Annotated in this window: 25 protein-coding genes; 5 read left to right on the forward strand and 20 right to left on the reverse strand. The window is 32.8% G+C overall.

Annotation, left to right across the window (positions count from 1 at the left end; all coding sequences use genetic code 11):
- The first annotated feature begins 284 nt into the window (after positions 1-284).
- The 3 genes from I583_RS08675 (at position 285) to citG (ending at position 3,334) form a co-directional block, all read left to right on the forward strand.
- Entirely contained in the window at positions 285-1,628 is a 1,344-nt protein-coding gene (locus tag I583_RS08675; RefSeq protein ID WP_010760864.1) for a CitMHS family transporter, read from the forward strand.
- Positions 1,629-1,758: 130 nt separating this feature from the next.
- Complete coding sequence (locus I583_RS08680) at positions 1,759-2,463, forward strand: GntR family transcriptional regulator (protein ID WP_010760863.1); 705 nt, start codon at positions 1,759-1,761, stop codon at positions 2,461-2,463.
- Positions 2,447-3,334 carry a triphosphoribosyl-dephospho-CoA synthase CitG gene (citG, locus tag I583_RS08685; protein WP_010760862.1) on the forward strand — a complete coding sequence of 296 codons (888 nt, stop codon included), beginning with the start codon at positions 2,447-2,449 and terminating at the stop codon, positions 3,332-3,334. The genes I583_RS08680 and citG overlap by 17 nt, the downstream gene beginning before the upstream one ends.
- 87 nt (positions 3,335-3,421) lie before the next feature.
- Here citG and I583_RS08690 read toward each other — a convergent pair whose 3' ends face one another.
- The gene (locus I583_RS08690) at positions 3,422-4,138 is read right to left on the reverse strand and encodes a response regulator transcription factor (RefSeq protein WP_010760861.1); all 717 of its coding nucleotides are present in this window, start codon (positions 4,136-4,138) and stop codon (positions 3,422-3,424) included.
- Between the two features lie 110 nt (positions 4,139-4,248).
- Here I583_RS08690 and I583_RS08695 point away from each other — a divergent pair, with 110 nt between their 5' ends.
- Positions 4,249-6,099 (forward strand): sensor histidine kinase, encoded by a 1,851-nt coding sequence (locus tag I583_RS08695; RefSeq protein WP_010760860.1) that lies wholly within the window; start codon positions 4,249-4,251, stop codon positions 6,097-6,099.
- A gap of 150 nt (positions 6,100-6,249) precedes the next feature.
- Complete coding sequence (locus I583_RS08700; RefSeq protein ID WP_010760859.1) at positions 6,250-7,464, forward strand: YdcF family protein; 1,215 nt, start codon at positions 6,250-6,252, stop codon at positions 7,462-7,464.
- A gap of 53 nt (positions 7,465-7,517) precedes the next feature.
- Here the strand turns inward: I583_RS08700 and I583_RS08705 are convergent, their stop codons facing one another.
- From I583_RS08705 to I583_RS16310, 19 genes are all read right to left on the reverse strand, one after another.
- A complete protein-coding gene (locus I583_RS08705) occupies positions 7,518-7,859 on the reverse strand; it encodes a hypothetical protein (protein ID WP_010760858.1) in 342 nt (113 codons plus the stop codon).
- Positions 7,856-9,154 (reverse strand): Y-family DNA polymerase, encoded by a 1,299-nt coding sequence (locus tag I583_RS08710; RefSeq protein ID WP_010760857.1) that lies wholly within the window; start codon positions 9,152-9,154, stop codon positions 7,856-7,858. Before I583_RS08710 ends, I583_RS08705 begins: the two co-directional genes overlap by 4 nt.
- An 847-nt stretch (positions 9,155-10,001) precedes the next feature.
- Positions 10,002-10,658: a hypothetical protein gene (locus tag I583_RS08720; protein ID WP_010760856.1), complete on the reverse strand. Its 657-nt coding sequence runs from the start codon at positions 10,656-10,658 to the stop codon at positions 10,002-10,004.
- Between the two features lie 246 nt (positions 10,659-10,904).
- On the reverse strand, positions 10,905-11,345 hold the full coding sequence (locus I583_RS08725) for a hypothetical protein (protein WP_010760855.1): 441 nt from the start codon (positions 11,343-11,345) through the stop codon (positions 10,905-10,907).
- A 137-nt stretch (positions 11,346-11,482) separates the two neighbouring features.
- Positions 11,483-11,956 (reverse strand): DUF2691 family protein, encoded by a 474-nt coding sequence (locus I583_RS08730; protein ID WP_010760854.1) that lies wholly within the window; start codon positions 11,954-11,956, stop codon positions 11,483-11,485.
- On the reverse strand, positions 11,953-12,426 hold the full coding sequence (locus I583_RS08735; RefSeq protein WP_010760853.1) for a hypothetical protein: 474 nt from the start codon (positions 12,424-12,426) through the stop codon (positions 11,953-11,955). Before I583_RS08735 ends, I583_RS08730 begins: the two co-directional genes overlap by 4 nt.
- A gap of 429 nt (positions 12,427-12,855) precedes the next feature.
- Positions 12,856-13,377, reverse strand: a complete 522-nt coding sequence (locus I583_RS16755; RefSeq protein ID WP_010760852.1) for a hypothetical protein — start codon at positions 13,375-13,377, stop codon at positions 12,856-12,858.
- Positions 13,378-13,629: 252 nt separating this feature from the next.
- On the reverse strand, positions 13,630-13,884 hold the full coding sequence (locus I583_RS08755) for a hypothetical protein (protein WP_010760850.1): 255 nt from the start codon (positions 13,882-13,884) through the stop codon (positions 13,630-13,632).
- A 158-nt stretch (positions 13,885-14,042) separates the two neighbouring features.
- On the reverse strand, positions 14,043-14,453 hold the full coding sequence (locus I583_RS08760; RefSeq protein WP_010760849.1) for a hypothetical protein: 411 nt from the start codon (positions 14,451-14,453) through the stop codon (positions 14,043-14,045).
- 12 nt (positions 14,454-14,465) lie between these two features.
- Positions 14,466-14,843 (reverse strand): hypothetical protein, encoded by a 378-nt coding sequence (locus tag I583_RS08765; RefSeq protein WP_010760848.1) that lies wholly within the window; start codon positions 14,841-14,843, stop codon positions 14,466-14,468.
- 441 nt (positions 14,844-15,284) lie between these two features.
- Positions 15,285-15,995, reverse strand: coding sequence for a hypothetical protein (locus I583_RS08770; protein ID WP_010760847.1), 711 nt, complete (start codon positions 15,993-15,995; stop codon positions 15,285-15,287).
- A gap of 14 nt (positions 15,996-16,009) precedes the next feature.
- A complete protein-coding gene (locus I583_RS08775) occupies positions 16,010-16,360 on the reverse strand; it encodes a hypothetical protein (RefSeq protein ID WP_010760846.1) in 351 nt (116 codons plus the stop codon).
- A gap of 113 nt (positions 16,361-16,473) precedes the next feature.
- Positions 16,474-17,211 (reverse strand): hypothetical protein, encoded by a 738-nt coding sequence (locus tag I583_RS08780; protein ID WP_010760845.1) that lies wholly within the window; start codon positions 17,209-17,211, stop codon positions 16,474-16,476.
- A gap of 9 nt (positions 17,212-17,220) precedes the next feature.
- Positions 17,221-17,664: a colicin E3/pyocin S6 family cytotoxin gene (locus I583_RS08785; protein ID WP_010760844.1), complete on the reverse strand. Its 444-nt coding sequence runs from the start codon at positions 17,662-17,664 to the stop codon at positions 17,221-17,223.
- A 309-nt stretch (positions 17,665-17,973) separates the two neighbouring features.
- Positions 17,974-18,351, reverse strand: a complete 378-nt coding sequence (locus I583_RS08790) for a hypothetical protein (protein ID WP_010760843.1) — start codon at positions 18,349-18,351, stop codon at positions 17,974-17,976.
- A gap of 33 nt (positions 18,352-18,384) precedes the next feature.
- Positions 18,385-18,762: a hypothetical protein gene (locus tag I583_RS08795; RefSeq protein WP_010760842.1), complete on the reverse strand. Its 378-nt coding sequence runs from the start codon at positions 18,760-18,762 to the stop codon at positions 18,385-18,387.
- 20 nt (positions 18,763-18,782) lie between these two features.
- The gene (locus tag I583_RS16480; RefSeq protein ID WP_208854725.1) at positions 18,783-18,989 is read right to left on the reverse strand and encodes a hypothetical protein; all 207 of its coding nucleotides are present in this window, start codon (positions 18,987-18,989) and stop codon (positions 18,783-18,785) included.
- A 14-nt stretch (positions 18,990-19,003) separates the two neighbouring features.
- Positions 19,004-19,402, reverse strand: coding sequence for a barstar family protein (locus tag I583_RS08800; protein WP_010760841.1), 399 nt, complete (start codon positions 19,400-19,402; stop codon positions 19,004-19,006).
- Positions 19,403-19,434: 32 nt separating this feature from the next.
- The gene (locus tag I583_RS16310; protein ID WP_341853149.1) at positions 19,435-20,655 is read right to left on the reverse strand and encodes an RHS repeat-associated core domain-containing protein; all 1,221 of its coding nucleotides are present in this window, start codon (positions 20,653-20,655) and stop codon (positions 19,435-19,437) included.
- Positions 20,656-20,734 lie beyond the last annotated feature (79 nt).

Here is a 20,734-nt window from a genome sequence, read left to right on the forward strand (position 1 = left end):
CTTGTAAAAACCTTATAAACCTTGTTATATCAACGTTTCAAAGCATTTAAGGTTTTATTAATATCTTATTAACATCTCTTTAAGAAACCGCTCTCATTTGTGTTTTTTTGGTGTTCTTTTTCCCCCTCCCATCTATTTATCTAAACTTTCTTAGATTAAACTTAGCATTGTTCAAGAAAGGGCTTTCTAAATTTGCCTTACTGTTATTTTTCTATAGACCCAACACCACAAAGAGACGCCCGATTGTTTCGGAAAACGAATTTAGTGTTGAAGGAGAGAAAAAAATGTTATTAACTGTTTTGTCTTATGTGATGATCATCGTCTTCATGTTTGTCATCATGAAAAAGAAAATGTCACCGTTTACAGCTTTGGTTTTGATTCCACTGATTTTTGCCCTGATTGCAATGTTTGCAGGTGTTTCTAAGAAAGGCTCTATCGGAGACTTTGTTATGGAAGGAATCAAAACAACATCCACTACAGGTATCATGTTATTGTTTGCCATTCTTTATTTTTCAATTATGTTGGATGCTGGACTATTTGACCCAATCACGAAAAAAATGATCCACATCGCAAAAGGCGATCCGATGAAAGTGTTAATCGCTACAGCCGTTGTTGCCGCAGCCGTTTCGCTTAATGGAGATGGCACAACGACAACATTGATCTGCTGTTCTGCTTTTATTCCTATCTATAAGAAACTGGATATGAAATTGATGAACTTAGCCGTCATTGTTATTTTGCAAAACACAATCATGAACTTACTCCCTTGGGGCGGTCCAACTGCTCGTGCGATGAGTGTGTTGAACGTTGGTGCTGAAATTTTAGCGTATCTGATTCCTGGTATGATCATTGCATTACTTTATGTAATCTTCATCGTAGCACCTTCTATGGGTAGAAAAGAACGTGCTCGTCTTGGCATCAAGCAACTGACAGATGAAGAAATCGATGCCATGACAACTGTTACAGATGAAGAAACATTGGCGATTCGTCGACCTAAAATTTGGTTATTCAATGCGATTTTAACCATCGGCTTGATCGCTTTATTAGTAACAGACTCATTTGTTGGACTTGGTTTACCACCGTTATTTTTATTCTTGACTGGTACTGTTGTAGCATTAATGGTCAACTACCCTGTTTTAAAAGATCAATCATCACGTATTGGTGCTAATGGCGGCGATGCTGTTCAAGTAGTTATCTTGGTTTTTGCAGCGGGTGTCTTCATGGGGCTTTTCCAAGGGACTGGTATGGCAGATGCATTAGCTCAAAGTTTCACAAAAATCATTCCGAATCAATTAGCCGGTTTCTGGGGCTTAGTGATTGCCTTGATTTCAGCACCTGGTACTTTCTTTATTTCGAATGATGGGTTCTACTTTGGGGTCTTACCTGTTTTAGCCGAAGCTGGTCGTGCTTACGGATTTACAGATATGCAAATGGCATTGGCTTCATTAATGGGACAAGCGTTCCACTTGTTAAGTCCATTGGTTGCTTTCATTTATCTATTACTTCGTTTGACTGGTTTAGATATGGGGCAATGGCAAAAAGAATCCGCTAAATGGGCGTTGGGCATCTTTATTATCTTTGTTGTAACGATCGTCTTGACTGGTCATATGCCGCTTTATATTCCGCAATAACTATTTTTGTTCATTGAAAATCGTACATTTCATAAAAAAATTTGTGCGATTTTCTTATCTTTTTCTTAGCAATATAGAATAAAAATATTCATTTATTTTTCCTACTATTAACCAAAAGAGGAGTAATCAGATGAGTACAATATCAGAAGCAGTTGGAAAAAATTTAGATTTAAGTGTCAATGAACCGTTGAAAGAGCTTGTTTATAAAGCATTTCGCAAAACAATCATTCTGGGTGAAATTCCTGCTGGACAACGGATCAATGAAAAAGAGTTTTCTGAAGTGATGAATATCAGCCGTACACCGATTCGCTATGCCTTACAAAAATTAGTGGAAGAAGGCTTAGTTGATCATGTTCGTGGCGTTGGCATTATCGTGCGAGGGATTTCACTTAATGATGCCAATGAAATTTATGCCATTAGAAAGTCTTTGGATGTTTTAGCTACGATCACAGCGATGAAAGAAATGGATTCTGAAGATTTTGAAGAGCTAAAAACTTTATTAGAAGAAACGGAACGTTTAAATGAAGCAAATGAAATCGATCAGGTTTTACAAAAGTTTTCTGATTTCAATGAATTGATTTATGAAAAAAGTAAGATGCTACGTTTAAAATCAATCGTCATGAAATTGCGTGAATACCTCGTCTACTTTAGAGATATCTCAATTCGTTCTAAAGACCGTCGAGATAAAGCGTTGAATGAGCATTGGTTGATCTATAAATGTATGCTGAACCAAGAAGAAGAACAATTAAAACTACTTATTACAGAACATTTAGATTATTCTCAAACGTTCATCCTTAAAGAAATGGAAAAACATTTAAATGAAACAGCTAAATGAACAGAATGCGCCTAAACTGATCAGTGAATTTGCTTTAGAAGCGCTGTTATATGAAGCTAGTCTTTCTCCTAAACCAGGGCTAGTCGATCCTAAAAGCTGCGGTGCACATGCAGACATGAATTATTCTACTTTTATTGATAGTAGTACCGCACTTGCTCCATTTTTTACAAAATATATTGATTTAGGGATTAATCATGACGGCTCCCCTTCTGCTTTATTTGAAAAGGTTCGTGCCCTTGGTCAGCAAGCTGAAACTGCCATGCTGAGAAAAACCAAAGGTATTAATACCCATAAAGGAGCAAATTTCTCTTTTGCCTTACTTTTAAGTGCAACAGGAAAAATAATGAACGATAAGCACCTCCAGATTCCCTTTGCAAAAGAAGATACAGCAGATGTTTTTAACTATGTAAAACGGATGACCAAAGGATTACTTTTAAAAGATTTTGCAGGTTTGGCACAAAAGAAACAATTAAGTTATGGAGAAAGACTTTATTTAGAATATGGTATCATTGGCATTCGCGGTGAAGCAGAGTTAGGTTATCCTGCACTTAAAGACAACGCACTTCCATTTTTAAGAAAATACTATAATTATGATCAACGCACCATGTTTTTAATTTTGTTATTACGTTTAATGGCAACGATCGAAGACTCTAATTTAATCAATCGGGGTGGTATCAATGGTTGGAGCAACGTCCAAAAACAAGCAACTGAACTTTTACAAACTCTCTCCATCAATAGCTCAGAAAAAGAACTAGAAGATGCTTTGATTCTTTTTGATCAACAATTGATTGAAGAAAATCTTAGTCCAGGCGGTTCCGCTGATTTAATCGCATTAAGTTTCTTTTTTGGTCGTTTGGAAGGGCTGTTTTGAGTTTTACATAATAAAAAAATATAAAAACAGGTGAGGAGCATATCTGCTCACCACCTGTTTTTATAAATTTACCCATTCAATCCAGCTTCATGCTTCTTTCCCTTCTGGATTAAATAAATAGCCAATGCCCCAAACTGTCTGTAAGTATTTTGGTTTCTTGGGATCATCTTCAATCTTATTTCTTAAGTAGTTAATGTACACCGTGATCAGATTCTTATCCATATCTCCATCACTCCAGACACTAGCGTAAATCTGTTCCTTACTAAATACTTGATACGGATTTTCCATAAAAAATAAAATCATCATGATTTCTTTAGAAGTCATATTTACGATTTCACCATTTTTACTAAACTGGTATTGATTTTTATCAAACGAAAAGATTCCATCTTTCAATAAGGTTTCTTCACGATTCTGGCTTAGTGTCAGTAACTGCTCTGTTCGGTTCAACGTACTGATGACCTGTGCTCGTAAAACATCTGGCGCAAAAGGTTTAGAGAGATAAACATCCCCTCCCGATTCTAGACCACTGATGATATCTTGCTCGCTTTTTTTCCCACTTACAAAGATAATGGGTGTCAAGGGCTGGCGTTCTCGAATCAATTGAGCCAAATGATAACCGTCATTCTCGTGTTCTAGACTTACATCTAACAGAAATAATTGAAACTCTACTCGGTTCATGATATCTATTGTTTTTTCGATCGTATCACTTTGATAAACCAATAATCCCGTTGACTGAAGCGACTTCCAAATCAATCGGCGAATTGCAGGATCATCATCTACCACTAAAATTTTTTCGTTTCGCAACGTGCACACCTCATTATTTTTTTACATTATCTATACAATAGCGGAATTATCTTTAAATTTCAACATGAACTTGTTATGATATGAACAGACTTTTAAAAGGAGCTAGACCAATGAAACGAACAAATAGAATTGTAAACATCATGATCGCAGCGATGATTGTCTTTATTGTTGTATCCGTTTTCTTTGCAATTCGGGGATTTTCCATTATTCGCAAAACAACAACGGCTAGCGGACAGGACTTTTTGCTGCAGTCAACAGAATATGTTGGTAAAGTGATCCAACTTTCTATGAAAAACCGCCATCAAGCTCTTAATTATCTAGCAATCGACGGTAATTTAAAAAATAGTGATGATCCGGAGACTTACCTAAAAAACAGCGCTTCATCTCTCAACACCTTTTTTGATTCTTTAAATAATGAGGCTGATGCGCTCTTTTATATTGAACCTGATGGCACACCTTTATACGCCTTTCATTGGGATTCTGAGAAAAAACAAGTCTTGATTACAGATACTGAAACGATTCGTCCCTTTATCAATCATGATTTGTCCCTAAAACAACTACTGGATAAGCCAACTGCTCAAAATGGTGATTCGTATTTTATCGATAAAAAAGCTTATGTTAATTTTTATCAAGAAATTAGAACCTCATCTGGCGCCATTGATGGTTATTTGATTTTACCATTGAATTTAGAAGCCTTTTATAAAAATTTTCTACAAGATTTTGAATTGGACTATAAAGGCTACCCAATGATCAAGGATCGCTCGATGACGGTGGTTATGCATCCTGTCCCACAGCAAGTTGGCTTAGACATTATCAATGGACGAGAAAAACTATATCCTGATTTTGACTATTCTGATTTAAAACGCTTAGAAAAATATCAGCTAAACCACGATTCAGGAAAACTGACTTATAAATCTTATTGGTGGGATGAAGATATTCCAACAGAAGTTTTAAAAATAAGTGCTTTTGAATGGATCGATGTTGGTCTTGCTCATTGGGTTGTTGCAATCAATGCGGATTATAATGAACGAAATGATGATATCATCAATTTTGTAATCGTTTTGTCTTTCCTTTTAGTTTTATTATTACTTTTAATTATTATTTGCTCGTTGTTTATTCATAATTTCAGAAAAAAAGAAACAATCGAAGCAGAAAACCGACAACTAATTGAAAAACAAAAACAGCAAAAAATGCAGCATCAGTTAGAATTAGAACTCTATCAACGAAATAAAATGGAAACTGTCGGTCTTCTCACAACTTCCATTGTCCATGATATGAACAATTTCTTAACGCCAATTATCGGCAATACCCAATTATTATTGGAAGAACATAGCGACGATCCTATATTAGAAGCAGATTTAGAAGAGATCCTCCATTCTGCCCAAAAAGGAAAACAACTATCATCAAATGTCCTACGCTTTTCTAAACCTCAAAAAAGCGTTCAGGAGTGGATAGATATTTCTGCCGCTATTGGCGTTGCGACTCACTTGATTGGAGAAATTATTCCAAAAAAAGTTCAATTATCTCTGTCTATTCAGGAAAATCTTGGCACCACAAAATTAGAAGAAACTGATTTACAGAATTTAATTTATAACCTGATCACAAATGCCTATCAAGCTACAAAAGAAAATTCCAATAAACAGCAAAAAATTACTGTAACTGTCTCACCTGCTTCAAAGGAAATAACTGAACTGTTGCAAAAAAGCAGGCATCAAATGAGTCAGATCAATCGTTTTGTTACCTTGGAAATCTCTGATAATGGTCCAGGAATCCCTACTGAGTTAAAGGAAAAAATATTTGAACCATTTTTTACCACAAAATCTGCCGACGAAGGTACTGGTCTTGGCTTGTTCGCAGTAACCTCGATTGTTGCAAAATATGAATGGCACCTTTCATTAGAGTCAAAAGAAGGTATCGGAACAAGCTTCTTTATCACGTTTCCAGTTCGTTCTTGTGAATAATTAAAAAATAAACATTCTTTATTTTAATAAAAGTGAAGAATGTTTATTTTTTTTCCTCTTTCTAAGCTTAATAAAACAGACTTTATAGTATTTTTTTCCCTCATTTTTCGTTATACTAATATAGAAATCATTTATTGAAGGAGTTCTATTATGGGGAATTATTTTAGTATTATCATTGGTATCATTTATCTTATTGGTGTATTTATTATTCCAAAATGGCGCCAAAAAAAGGTTAATCAAGATTGGAAATTTTTTGAACTACTTTGGTTTTCGATTTGCTTTATCATTTATGTTATTTTTTTAGAAGTACAGCTTCATACTTATTATTTTTTGATCCCATCAAGTTTTCTCCTGATTTTTCTTTTTAGTTATTTTAAAGAGAAACGTAGGTTAGCCAACGGATTATTGTTTAATTTATTTCTCATCGTAGGTATGACTTACTTGGGCTCTTTGCTTGTTAGAACAATGAATCCTTTATTGATCGTTTTAGCAGGAATTACAAGCGTTTTTTTGTTGCTGCTACTATTAATTGGACTTTACGCTTTGCTTGTTTTCTTGTATTGGAATGCAATTGTCGTGATGCGCAAAGAAGGACACTCTTTAGCAAACTTATTGACATTACTTTTAGCGATTGGTTTGACAGTCTTTCTGATATTTAATTACTATTCAGATAAAGTTTTACCGCAATGGGCTTCTCTACTATTTGGAATCTTACCGTTATCTATGTTTTATTTTTCTATTGTTTTCTATAATTTTTTAACGATTTCGATCATTTATCAATTCAACCAACCTAAATATAATAAAGATTTTATTATTGTTCTAGGTTCTGGTTTGATCGATGGAAAAACGGTTCCGCCTCTTTTAGGCAAACGGATCGAAAAAGCGATTCAATTTTATAAAGCGCAGTCCAATGCTACTTTGAATCCGCCAAAAATTCTGATGTCTGGCGGTAAAGGCGATGACGAACATATCGCAGAAAGCCTTGCAATGAAAAATTATGCCCTTGAAAAAGGGATTCCCGAAGAAGATATTTTAGTTGAAACAAATTCTAAAAATACGCTAGAGAATATGAAATTTTCAAAAGAAATCATGGAACAAGATTTTGGTGGTACAGATTTCCGAGCACTTTTCACAACCAATAATTTTCATTTATTCCGTGCTGGTCTTTTTGCAAAAATGGCGAACCTAAAAGCCGATGGTATCGGAGCTCGAACAGCCTTCTACTTTCTGCCGAATGCCTTTTTAAGAGAATTTATTGCTATCGTGATGATGCATAAGCGCCGTCATTTGATTGTTTGTGGTCTAATTGCGGTAATGATGATCCTATTCGCATTAGCCGAATTCTTTCTTGTCACTAGCCGTTAAAAACTGAAAAATCATCTAACTTTAGCACCGTATATAAAGTTAGATGGTTTTCTTTAGTATAACTGAACATGGCGAATTTCATCGTAACCGATCTTATGCCCTCCAACATAAATGCCCAATTCATCATGACCTTGAATCATGCCAATAATATCTGCTCCATAATTTCCTTCACAATCTAGTTCTTCTTTTTGAATCATCACTTCAACTTGATTTTGAAAAGCCTGAGCTAATACTTCATCGATTTCTGACCAGCTCATTTGTATTTTCTTTTTAGCAGGCTGTATTTTTTTCTCTTGTTCAATAATTGCGGTATGTTCAGATAAATAAAATCCTGCCCACTTTTTCATTTTTCGATCTTGATACTGTTCAAAATAATAATCTCGCTCTTTACTCATTGCAAGCCCTCCATTCCCCCTGCATGCCCGCCGACTAGTGATGCTCTTGAAATTGCTGTACCGCCAGATGAGACTGAACTGGCGTGAACCAACGAAACATAGCCAAAACGTTGCCGAATTTCGTCGATTAACTGGTCTAATTTCAGTTCTTTCATTTGCTCATCTGGTTCATGAAATAAATCCAATTGTACATAAGTATTGTAATTCAGTTTGGAATACGTAATCCCAATATGTCGTACTTCTTCTCCGTGCCAATGTTGTCTAAAGATCGTCAAACAGTATTCAATCAACAACTTGCTACTGTTTGTTAATGGCACTTTCATTTGTCTTGAAAAACCAGAACCGCCCGACTTACCTGCTTTAGAAAATCCCACAGACAAATGAACACATTCTGTCTGACAATTGGCTTTTCTAAGGCGCGCTGCTACTTGTTCCGCCATTTCTCTGATTACAACTTCGATCTCATCTTGTCTCAGATAATCCCGCATCAATATCTGAGAATTGTTATAGGAGCGTTCTTCTGGTATGTATTTTTCAGATAAGCGGCTGCGGTCAATACCATGCGCATGTGCATATAGCTGTTCACCAATGATTCCTAAATTTCTTTTAAGAGTATTTAAATCTGCATGGGCTAAATCATATACAGAACGAATTCCTAGGTTATTTAAACGTTTGGCTAACCGGTGACCAATTCCCCACATCTCCGTCATTGATTCAATTGCCCAGACTTTTTCAGGAACATTTTCATAATGCCACTCAGCTAACCGCTCATTATTGTGTTTTGCTTCGATATCCATCGCTAATTTGGCTAGCAAAGGATTATCACCAATTCCGATCGTGATCGCTAGACCTGTTTCTTTTTTGATTCTTTGTTGAATGATTTTAGCTAACGCTCTGGGTGTTTCTCCGAACAATTTCCAACTGGCAGTTACGTCTAAAAAAGATTCATCGATCGAATAAATATGTAAATCTTCTTCTGCAACATATTCTTTATAGATTGCATTGATTTTCATGTTTTCTTTGATATATTCATTCATCCGAGGCGGCACGATCTCTAACTCTGGATGATCCGGCACATCATATTTTCGTGTCACATTGGTGATTCCCAGCACTTCTTTCGCTTTTGGTGAAGAGGCTAAAACGAGGCCGCCAGTATTTTCAGCGTGACTCATCACAACGAGCATTTTTTCAAGTGGATCGTAGCCTCTAGCCACACATTCAACTGATGCATAAAAGGATTTCACGTCAATACAAAAAAGCACTCTTCTAGGTTCTTTTTCATAATCAAAAATCATAACTATCCTCTCCTTATTCTATTCCATAACCAATTATACGAACGTACGTTCCTTTTGTAAAGGGGAACAACTTTTTAAGTTTTAAAAATAGATAAATAAAAAAGAGCATATGCAATTATCAGTTTTTTTCTGATACTTGCATATGCTCTCTTAGTATTCAATACAGCTTCAACATAATGTCTTCATTACTGCAGCTTCTGATAGTTGTCCTATAAATAGTTCTTTTGAAGAAAAAGTATACATCTTATTGAAGTCCATTTCTTCACAAATAAAATAGTCCCCTTTCTCCTTTGATTTCAATAATCTTAACGATTTTCTTTGTACCCTTATAGTCTTCATAGTCTTCTCTTTTTTTCCAACTACAAGTTTATTATATAAATAGTTATCATCTGAATACCAATACAACTCAGAAACCATAACTAGTTTAAGTTTTGTCGTTGCCCAAGTATGATAGTTATTTGTTATCAACGATTTAACTTGTAGTAACTTGATCAAAAAGACTAATGAAAGAAAGATTAGAGTTCCAGTAAAGATATTTGATACTATATCTTTCTATCCAAATACAAAATAATATAGATTGAATAATAATATTGATAACAGTAAGCAACTAGTGAATTTCCAAATCAATTTATTAATAAACAATAATAATTTTCTTTTTACGATTGGTTCATATAGTAATATATCGTCTATTAAAATTTTTCTTTGTGATTCAAAATCCATATACAACAGCCCCTTTTAATTTAAACTTATACAATCAATATTCCGAACAAGTAACTTCCAACACTAAGTTTAAATACAATTTTTATCTCTTTCGTCTTTATTTCATACATTTGTAAATTCATTTAGACTACAAAAAGAACAGCCCACTCTCATTTGCAATTTTTTCGTATCTCTTTTTATCTTCTTCATTCTGAAAAACTAACGGTAAACTGATGTCATAATTTGTTTTTATAATTAAAGGAACAGTATTAAAATATAAACTACTCCACAAACATTCTCTTAAAAAACCTTTAAAAAACATAGTTAATAGATTAAGATCATCTATTAAATAAATGGTATTTTTACTAGTCTTTAGAATCTCAATTTGATTTAACAAGATATATTTATCTATTTGATCTAAGTATTTCTCTTGGTTTATCAGAAACTCCATTAAGGTTTGATTATTTTCAAAAGTTCCAAGATCGATGTAGCATTTTTCTTTATTTAATTCAAAAACTTTTTTTATAAAACAAAGAAATTTAGTTTCTTGATTTAGTTTGAAGTAGTCATTTGAAAGCAAATTTAACCGAGGATCTTCATTGGTCATCGGCTTATTAAAAATATCTAGTGCAACTTTTATATACATTTTTTTCGCTATGCTAAACAGCTCATCATAATTTTCAGATTGAGTATATAGATTCCATAATTTGCTATCAATACTCACAATATCACTATTGATTGGTTTAATTATTGGAATACTACCATCTTCAAGTCTAATCTCTAAATTTATTTCCTTTTTCATCATAAGTGACTTCTCCCTTTTCTTTTCAAAACCTCTTTTGTTTTTAGGCCTTTCTTAGGAACTTCCGCCACGATTTGTTCCATTATTCTGGATTTTCAAACTCTATTTTTCAATTAAAAATCAGCTAGATTTACTCAAGATTTTTTCTTACTTCAGTAATGGTCTTTTTGTGTATTATATTCTCTGTAGTATCATTTTTTTTGTTTAAAATAAAATAGATAGAGTCTTTATCTATATTTAAACTTACTACTAATCTAATGTTGGATCAGCAGCAAACCAAGTAAAAATAGATTCCTCTTCTGGATTTCCCATGTTGAGCCAAGCTATATAAAATATTATTTCCTTAATATTAGTCTCTTTATTGAGGGTTAAGTCCATTCCATTATCCAAATAGAAATAATCAACACCAGTAATATCCCCTACCGTTCCTATACTCAATTTTAAATTACCTTTAAAAAAACTTATTAATGACAAATTTTCTCCGGATTCAATTTCACTTTTTATCACTTCATTTTCATCAATATCTACGATGAACTTTACATTTTCAAAATTTTGAGTAAGTTTCAATGTAATACTGATTCGTTTATCAACTGAATAATTTTTACTATTAACTTTTAGTGATTTATAGCTATATTTCTTTTCTATATTATTTTCAAATAATCGAATATTTCCTAATGGGGTTTTCAACATAAAAACTGTCCTCCTACTATTTTAGCGGCATATATGTCTCAGTATTTTTATAGGAAAAGTAGAATAAAGAAATATCTTTGACTCTCTAATCTACTCATAACTATTCCTTTCAACATTGCATTCTTTAATAATTGAAATTAGTCTTCACTATTATACTTTTCTAAATCACAAGCGAATGGATAATATTTTTTTAAACTTTCAATGATTTTGTCATTCTTACTTATTACAATAAGTGTATTCCCATCCCATTCTACTATCTCAAACTCTGCCAGAGGATTTTGCAAAGTCAACGGTACTTCCCAAAATCCTTTATACCCATTTGCAAATGGTAATGGATAAGTTAGCACTTCTTCCTTTTTAATATTTTTTTCAAAAGCAGAAAATACTCCCCAAATCCAATAACCATCATCCTTACTTATTAATTCAGAAAGTTTTTCTCCCTTTATCCATGTATATGATTCATTGAAAAAAGGTGTATCATTTTGTGATACAAACTCGCTATTTGTAATTAACCAGTTATATTCATTTTCTATATTTCCTATTGCTTTGAAAACATCAGATAATCGAGAAAAATTTTCTTCGTGTTTAAAAACAACTATTCCTTTCATCATTTATCAATATACTCTTTCAGACTTTCTGTGTGAAGAAATTTTTGTTGAATATCTGTAATGATTTTTTTATTTTTGCTTATGGCTAAAAATAAACTACTATCCCAAGAAACTAATTCAACTTCTGCTAACGGATGTTGGATATTTGTCTCATGTGACCAAAAACCGATATATCCATTTGCATAGGGTAAGTTATTTTCAAGAATTTTTTTCTTTGAAATATTTTTTGGAAACCCAGAAAATACTCCCCAAATAAACTGAATATCATTATTTTCTACTATTCTCATCAAGTTTTCGTTGTCTAACCAAATATAATCTTCATTTGGTTTGATCAAATCGTCCGGATAATAGTTACATTCATAATCAGTAATAAGCCAATTATACTGATTATCTTTTTTAATCGCTTCAAATATATATTTCATATTTGTAAAATAACCGCAAGGAAATTCTTTTACTACAATTGCTTCTATCATTTTCTCACACCATCTTTCCAAGTATGTTCATGAGGTACTTCTGGATGTCTTGTTGGATTTCCATGGTCATCATAATCGATATCTTGTCGTAATTGCCTTGTAGGAAATTTCTTTTTATGTTTAATTTCCTTTTATGAGATTTCCATTCAATCCTACAAGTTTATGTCTTTGTTTAAATTACAATTTTTTATGTATACAGTCAGAGTAAACTATAATTGCTGTAGTTACTCTGACTTTTGTAATCTCTTTATTACAGACTAGAAACCAAATTTATTTAAGTATATTCAATAAATTTATTGATTTCCTTTTAAAAAATATTTCTGTTCGTTCAATTAAATCATTGTAGGGATTACCTGTTACTACCAATTCTTTATAACTTTAAATAATTTTGCTACATACAAAAATGGTATATCTGCATTACAACTTCTATTAGTTTTTTATTTTAGTTAAAAGGATTAGTTGTTCTGTTGCGCTCCAATTCGGCTGAACACGGTTTTTTGAATACCAAAGAAAACCACCTCTTATCCAATTTTCACGCCATTTTTGTATTCCTTTGTTTTTATTTGGATAATCGTCCAAGCCAAATTGAAAACCACAACATGGACAAATATCATCTGAAGGGTAGCCATATTCTTCATCGTAAGCTGGTTCAAATAATCCATCAAACTCACAGACTGGACAACTATTTTTTATCACATCACTCTTTTTATAAACGACTCCAATCTCTTTTAATTGTTTTTCTACATTCCAATTTTCTGGACAATCAGGAATATACCAAAAAGGACACCCCTTTTCTATCCAAGATTCTCTCCACCCATCATGAGAAATTCCTTTATCATCATCTTCACCAAATTGAAAGCCGCAACAAGAACAAACTTCTCTTGATGGATAATCTTTTCCATACGATTCCATTTCCAAACCCTTGTAACCACAAATAGTACATGTATACATTACTTATCAACCTCCGATTTCAAATTATTTTCCTGGTTGCTTATCCCAATAGGCTTTTCCTTTTTCAGGTTTAAATATAGTTCTACTACTACCATCTCTATTATATGAGCCAAAAAGACCTGTCGTCTCATCATAAACCCTTGTTACTCCCTTATCGTCCGTTTTACTATTGATACTACCTCTTCTATTATATAAATCACGTGCTTTCTTCGCATAATCATCCATATTTTTTGAATTTGTTTCTGCTCCATGTCAATCATAATGATCTTCTAAAATCCTAGAATTCCCCCAATCATTCGCTCTAGCAATATCCTCAATATTTTTTTCTTGCACTTTCTGAATATAATCCCCAATAAACCAGCTAACTATCCCATTAGCGAGGTCTTGTACACTTGGGACTTTCGGTAAAGATGGGAATGAGAAGTTTTCAGTATCTAGATCTGGTTTAGGTATCGTCGTTACAGGTGGGACTACTGGTACTCTTGGAATGGGAATCACGAATGCCATTCCTACAACAAGTCCTGAATTACTTCTTGCTCATTTCCTGTCGGCCATATCACATTTTTATTTGGAATATTTTTAGCTCAGAGTTATTTGATATTATGTATAGCTAAAATAGAGAAAATTCTCCATTTTAGCTTTTTTCTACTCCTCTTAACTAAACTCTACAAAGTTTTTTTCATATGTTCGTACAAATTTGGGATATCCTCTATCGCTAAATCACAAATTCGTTCAAAAGTTTCTTGATCAGTTAAATTTTTATAATTGAGATAATCATCATAACTAGATTTTTGGTTGTCCATTGTTATTCTTGCTATTTTAGGAATGATTTCATAGTTTTTTCTTGACGGCGCAGACGGTCCGCAACGCCACTCCAAGTTTCCTTTAAATGACTTTACACTATTTTTAATTTTTTCATAATCACCTCGCTCGTTTTTATCTTTAACTAATTGAAAATATAGAGCAGGAATTTCATAATAAAAATCATTACGTTGGTACATGGGCAATCTTCTCTGTCGTACATTAAATTTTTTCTTTATAAGATTAGCTAATTTATAGTCCTCATCTGAATCCATTTCATTACTCCTTTACAATTTAGCTTCAAATACATTAATCCCTTGTGAATTTAGGCTATTAATTTCTTTAAAATACATATCTTTGGAAACTGGCACGGAAGAATAACGTGGATCATATATCATATTATTATATGAATATACAAAATGATAATCGAATTGTTCTATCTGACCATACTCTGGTATTGACACTTGTCCACCATCTTTAGAAGTAATGTTATAAACTTTTCCATTTCTGTTTATTTCTACTAAGTCCTCGGCTATCTCCTCACAATCAATATTGGTATTAGTTTTATAACTCGGTTTATTCATTCCTTGCTCAAGAGCTTTATCTGTTTCTTGCTCTTTGGATTTATTCTTTGTGCTATTATCTTCTCTTAAATTCCCTACCATTTCACCTACTGATGCAAATATCTTCCCAATACCAATAGCATTCTTTGCCCAATCTAACGTATTCTTCGCTTTTCCCAGTAAACCTATTGCGCCTCCGCCAGGGATAAAGAGAACTTCATTTTTAATTATTTTAGATTTGCCATATTTCTTCTCGAACTCTTTTAACTGCTCTTCGCTACTTTTCTTACCTGTCCATTTCTTATCCGCCGTATCGCAAACTTTCTTGATTCGAACTGTAGCTGCTGCTCGTGTCGCTTTATTCCAAGCTTTAGACCACCAATCAGCGTTTCCGCTGCAACATCATTTTTCCTACGCACAAAACTGAATAAACAGATTAATTATTTCACTAGATTTTACGTACAAATTGGAGTAAGCTATAAAAAAACTTACCCCAACTTTTTGGAACTATTTGAACCATTATCATTTATATTACTATTCTTTCTACTTCACAATACTTCCATTAACAATTGATTTTAAACTATCTGGTGAATAAAGATAATCTAAATCTATTTCAAAATCAGTTGGCTTTTCATTCAAAATAATATCGTTCAACTTTTCAATACTTTCATATAGAAACTTCTCTAGTTCAATATTTTTCTTTTGCTTTCCCCACAAACTTTCAATTATTCCCCAATCAAAACATCGCATGACTCTCAGTTGGTTAGCACCTGACCAATCTGGATTTATTTCATCACTTAAAATAATTCCATCAGAAACTAAATTGTCTAACTGCTTTAAAATTCTAATTATTTTAGAATTATTTGAAACTACAATATTATTATTTTCGATTGAAGGATATGTGTTTAAAAGTCCTTCTCTCTCTTTTACACCTTCTCTTATTCCAGCAATATCTACTTTTTTATTCCAATAAACTTTTCTAATTATAAAAAATGTGTTCTCATCAAATTCTTCTCTTTCATCTGAATAAATAGAAAAACTAATTAAATCACTATTTGGAACTTCTCTAACCACTTGAAAAATAAGCTCACATTTTATTTTGTTACTCTCACTTACTACGATAATTTTTGCTGGTTCTTTTATATAATATTCTACAATTTCTTCATATCTAACCATCGGTATTCGAGAAAAAGAAGTACTATATTCTCTAATCATTTTTCCATTAGTTAGCTCTTTAGGTCTTGTATTATCCATTTTCTTCTCCTTTACTATTTTCCTTTAGGTATTGTATCAACATAGGTTGGCGGTCCTCCTTTTTTAGGGATAGAGTAAACATCACCTGTTTTAGGATTCCAGTATAAGTCTGCTTTACTTTTACCACTTTTACCTTTTACATCCTGCGTATATTCTTCACCACCTAAATCTTTTACTTTATTATTCGGTAGACGTTTCAAATCTTTAGCTTTAACATCATCTAAATCTCTATTTTTTGCTATTTTCTGAATATAATCCCCAATAAACCAGCCAATTATTCCATTAGCAAGGTCTTGTGCACTTGGGACTTTTGGTAAAGATGGGAATGAGAAGTTTCCAGTATCTAGATCTGGATTAGGTATCATCGTTACAAAGGGCGGGGCTACGTGGACTCTATGTATATATCCAGAGCAACTAAAATATACAGCTACTCTGGATTTTTAAATTCCATTTTTTTAATTAAAAATCAGCTTGTTTATTACTTACTATTTTTTCGTACTTCATCAATAGTCATTTTGTGTATCACATTCTCTGTAGTATCATTTTTTTTGTTTAAAATAAAATAGATACAATCTCTATCTATTACAGCCTTTCTCAATTCCATTTTTTGATTTACAGTATACTTTCCTATTATTTTATCTAGATAAAATAACTCTAAATAAGTTTCATCATATAATATAATGTACCGATTTTTTACATCAATAGATGTAGTTACTTCACTAAAAGAAAGTACTATTTTCATTTCCTTATTCTTATATATAAGAGTTTCTTCGTCTAACTCAATAATATATTCATCCTGATTATTAGCAATAATCTTTTCCTTTTGAAACTTTTTTTCAATTACCTCCCCTGTCAATAAAGAAAATTTATACATATAATCCAAACGTCTTAATAAAAAACTATTTTCTTCAAAATAACAAAACTCTGTATATGGTAAAAACTGGTCTTTTATCACTATTTGTTTTTTATCTCGTAAGTAGATAATATACATCGTTCCGCTTTCTGCATCGTGTATTACGATTGTATCAGTATTATAATCTGAATAAACTTGATAAATCATCAAATCTGAACATATCTCATACACATCTATTTTTTCCAAATTTTTATTGAAAATTAAAATTCCTTCATAGGAATTATTTACAATCACAAATTTTTGCGTTACAGCAAGTACATAAATATCATTATCAATTATTGGTACTGTTATTTCTCCCAACATGTTCTCCTCCTATTTGGGTAGCTTTTTATTTAAATCTGCAGTTCCTGGTTTTAACTCACCTGTTCTTGGATCAGCTTCACCTATATGTTTGCCATGTTTATCATATACTTCTAAATGGCTTCCTTTACCTTTATGAAGGGTGTCACGATGATAATATTTGCCATCTTTTTCAAATACTTTTGCACCTTTTACTCTTTTTTTAGTTGATGTATAGCTTCCACTGCCCAAGATAGTCTCATTATCTAAAGGAACTCTGTTATCTCTTTCCCAATCAGTTTCCTTCGCTATTTTCTGAATATAATCCCCAATAAACCAGCCAACTATCCCATTAGCAAGGTCTTGTGCACTTAGGACTTTTGGTAAAGATGGGAATGAGAAGTTTCCAGTATCTAGATCTGGTTTAGGTATCGTCGTTACAGGTGGGACTACCGGGACTCTTGGTATTGGAATCACAAATGCGGCTCCTGCAACCAGCCCTTTATTCTTACCTACCCATTTCTTATCCGCCGTATCGCATACTTTCTTGATTAAGACTGTTACAACTGAATACGTGATTTTGATAATATGAAACCATTTTCTAGCTAAAATTTTAATCCATTTTCTTTCAAAGTAATAATTTAGCTTTAAATCATCTTATTTATGTGCTAATTTTTGTAAAATATGTAGTTAGTTGGAATAAGTTAATACAATACAACTTATCCCAACTCCGAAATCATTTCATTCTGTTTTGATTACTTTCAGTAAATATAGATCTATCTTCTATCACAAATCATTTATTTTAACTTTAGAAATTTTAATCTCTTTAAACTGCACTTCAAAATCCAATAAAGTCCCCACAACTTGACAAGTAAAAAAACAGTTTTTATTCACTATTATTTCTCCCATTGTTATCCATTTAAGAACATACAAATATTGGCGAGATGAAATCCTGTCTTTTACATCACCTCTCTTATTCTGATCAAAATCATGATTAAAATGAACTTTATAACAGCCTGAAAAATGAATCAAAATTGCCTCTTCTTTTGAAATTTGATAAGCTAACTCCACTTCATCAAACATATAGTTACCATTTAATTTTACAATATATGAATCCTTGTACTCACTCTTATCAAGAGTTTGCTGAATTTCTTTTACATCCAAAATATTTCCCTCCAATTTTAAAGTAATATTCAGCTATACTAAATCCGATGCTTTGATTTTAGATATTGAAATGTCTTTGAACCAAATCTCAAAGTCTAACGGCCAGCTTTCTATTTTACATGTATAAAATGGATTTCCGTTTATCGTTATTTCTCCTATCTTTATATTTTGAATAAAATATAAATGTTGAGAAGTAGACATTTCTTTCACGCTTTTTAACTTATCATAATTATTATCATGATCAAAATAGACTTTATAACAGCCTGAAAAACAAAGTAAAACAGACTCTTCTTTTGTATCTTCGTGAACTAATTCCACTTCATCAAACATGTAATTAGCATTTAGCTTTAAGATACGTGAATCCTCATAATGATTACTATCTATAATTTGCTGAATCTTCTTTGCATCCATTTTTTTTATTCTCTCCTACCTTATGGAAACCTCGGTATATGTGCATCAGGGTCTTTGTTCCCAACAATATTCCCATTTTTATCTAAAGGGTTCTCGTCTTTATCATAATAGTGCTTATGTTCATAAGGTGTACCTACATTGTCAGCTGGATCGATTCTAACTCTAATTTTACCATTTCCATCTCTTATATGAATATGTCCATTATCATTAGTTGAAAGTTGCAACAACGAGATAATTATTTTTAGTCTATAAGATAAAGTTGAAATGATTTTGCTACTCCATCAACAACGACTTGTTCTACCTCCGATTCCCAAAATGGTAAAATATATTCACTAAAATCATTCATTATGTTTTTCTTTTCAATACTATTTTCAGACAAAAACTCATCGTAATTACAAATTACTAATACGTATGATCTTTTCTTCAGCCAGCTTAAATCTCTCATCCAATCAAGATATTCATTAGCATTTCCATCTGGTCCCATAGGCAATTTAAATTTTCTAATCATATCTTCTTTAAAAGTTTGCCACGAATCTATTTTTGATCCATCTATTTTAACGTAATGTGTATAATCATTTAACTCTTTGTATTCAATTTCCTTAATATCTTTTATTGTTATTTTATGAATAGTGTTTTTCATATCAAATTATCCTCACGTTCTCTATAGTCAATTTATTTTATTTTGATAAACGTTTTGTAATGATCGTCTGTATAATAAATAGACCCATCACTGCCTTTTATAAATCTCTCACCATCTCTATTTTCGTTTTCTATTTTATTATTAACATCAAATTCTTCATATTCAATGTCATTACCATCTGAGTCTTCTTCAGGCAACACGGCACTATTATCTCTGCCGTCATTTTTATATTTTGCTCCTGCTTTGGTTCCTTGAGTTTGTCCTGAAACATTTCCACCCCATTTTGCTTTATCGTATCTGTTGTATATGTCTCTAACATGCTCTCCTAAATCATCTAAATTACCATCTTTGATTTTATCATCACGACTATTTGAATTCCCCATTGCCTCACTAGCAGACTGGAATATCTTCCCAATACCAATAGCATTCTTTGCCCAATCTAACGTATTCTTCGCTTTTCCCAGTAAACCTATTGCGCCTCCGCCAGGGATAAAGAGGATTTCATTTTTCATTATTTTAGATTTGCCATATTTCTTCTCAAACTCTTTTAACTGCTCTTCGCTACTTTTCTTACCTGTCCATTTTTTATCTGCCGTATCACAAACTTTCTTGATCCGAACCGTTGCCATCATACGCGTTGCTTGCGCACGTTGAACCTGTACTTGATAGCGATAAGCCGCACTTTGATAATACAGCGCCTGACTATACGTCTGATAACCAACAGGCTGTCCATTTCTTCCTCGGATATAATTGACACCGACATAACTACGTTGTGGGTAATACGTTCTTCCAACATAATTCCCCACATAACGAACACCAGATGCAATTCCTCCCCATGAACTTGAAACTCGAGGTGAGGATGGGACAACAGCATTCCAGACTGCTTTTACACCATTCCAGACAGTGCTAGCTATTTTTTTGACACCGTTCCAAACTTTTTGGGCTACTTTTTTCACTTGTTTCTTGACATTGTTCCATGCCTTAGACCACCAACCAGCATTTCCGCTGCGATCACGGTATTTCTGCGGGTTGTTTTCTACATAGATATAGCGGTTCTGGCTTTGAGGTTGTTCTACTTTTCCATACCAGGTATCTTCTTGTAGGAAGCGTCCCATTGTTGTGCTGTATTCTCTGGCACGTAAATGGATCCGATTCGACTGATCATGGTATTCACTGCGGTAGCCGTACTCGTTATACAGAATAAGCAGGTTGACAATTTCGGTGTTTTTTATGTATAGATTGGAGCAAGTTATTAAAAAACTTACTCCAACTTTTAATTAAGACACAGACTACTCATTTCATAGCATTTATATTATATGTTCTATAATATGA

This window comes from Enterococcus haemoperoxidus ATCC BAA-382 (assembly GCF_000407165.1).
Taxonomy (GTDB): Bacteria; Bacillota; Bacilli; order Lactobacillales; family Enterococcaceae; genus Enterococcus_L; species Enterococcus_L haemoperoxidus.

Excerpts from the sequence above, each read along its gene's own strand:
- I583_RS08720 (WP_010760856.1), bottom strand. The coding sequence starts at position 10,658 with ATGATGAAAAAGGAAATAAATTTAGAGATTAGACTTGAAGATGGTAGT.
- I583_RS08680 (WP_010760863.1), top strand. The coding sequence starts at position 1,759 with ATGAGTACAATATCAGAAGCAGTTGGAAAAAATTTAGATTTAAGTGTC.
- I583_RS08770 (WP_010760847.1), bottom strand. The coding sequence starts at position 15,995 with ATGGATAATACAAGACCTAAAGAGCTAACTAATGGAAAAATGATTAGA.
- I583_RS08705 (WP_010760858.1), bottom strand. The coding sequence starts at position 7,859 with ATGAGTAAAGAGCGAGATTATTATTTTGAACAGTATCAAGATCGAAAA.
- I583_RS08755 (WP_010760850.1), bottom strand. The coding sequence starts at position 13,884 with ATGGCATTCGTGATTCCCATTCCAAGAGTACCAGTAGTCCCACCTGTA.
- I583_RS08775 (WP_010760846.1), bottom strand. The coding sequence starts at position 16,360 with ATGATACCTAATCCAGATCTAGATACTGGAAACTTCTCATTCCCATCT.
- I583_RS08730 (WP_010760854.1), bottom strand. The coding sequence starts at position 11,956 with ATGATGAAAGGAATAGTTGTTTTTAAACACGAAGAAAATTTTTCTCGA.
- I583_RS08760 (WP_010760849.1), bottom strand. The coding sequence starts at position 14,453 with ATGGATTCAGATGAGGACTATAAATTAGCTAATCTTATAAAGAAAAAA.
- I583_RS08735 (WP_010760853.1), bottom strand. The coding sequence starts at position 12,426 with ATGATAGAAGCAATTGTAGTAAAAGAATTTCCTTGCGGTTATTTTACA.
- I583_RS08695 (WP_010760860.1), top strand. The coding sequence starts at position 4,249 with ATGAAACGAACAAATAGAATTGTAAACATCATGATCGCAGCGATGATT.
- I583_RS16755 (WP_010760852.1), bottom strand. The coding sequence starts at position 13,377 with ATGTATACATGTACTATTTGTGGTTACAAGGGTTTGGAAATGGAATCG.
- I583_RS08725 (WP_010760855.1), bottom strand. The coding sequence starts at position 11,345 with ATGTTGAAAACCCCATTAGGAAATATTCGATTATTTGAAAATAATATA.
- I583_RS08700 (WP_010760859.1), top strand. The coding sequence starts at position 6,250 with ATGGGGAATTATTTTAGTATTATCATTGGTATCATTTATCTTATTGGT.
- I583_RS08800 (WP_010760841.1), bottom strand. The coding sequence starts at position 19,402 with ATGAAAAACACTATTCATAAAATAACAATAAAAGATATTAAGGAAATT.
- I583_RS08675 (WP_010760864.1), top strand. The coding sequence starts at position 285 with ATGTTATTAACTGTTTTGTCTTATGTGATGATCATCGTCTTCATGTTT.
- citG (WP_010760862.1), top strand. The coding sequence starts at position 2,447 with ATGAAACAGCTAAATGAACAGAATGCGCCTAAACTGATCAGTGAATTT.
- I583_RS08710 (WP_010760857.1), bottom strand. The coding sequence starts at position 9,154 with ATGATTTTTGATTATGAAAAAGAACCTAGAAGAGTGCTTTTTTGTATT.
- I583_RS08765 (WP_010760848.1), bottom strand. The coding sequence starts at position 14,843 with ATGGTAGGGAATTTAAGAGAAGATAATAGCACAAAGAATAAATCCAAA.
- I583_RS08795 (WP_010760842.1), bottom strand. The coding sequence starts at position 18,762 with ATGGATGCAAAGAAGATTCAGCAAATTATAGATAGTAATCATTATGAG.
- I583_RS08780 (WP_010760845.1), bottom strand. The coding sequence starts at position 17,211 with ATGTTGGGAGAAATAACAGTACCAATAATTGATAATGATATTTATGTA.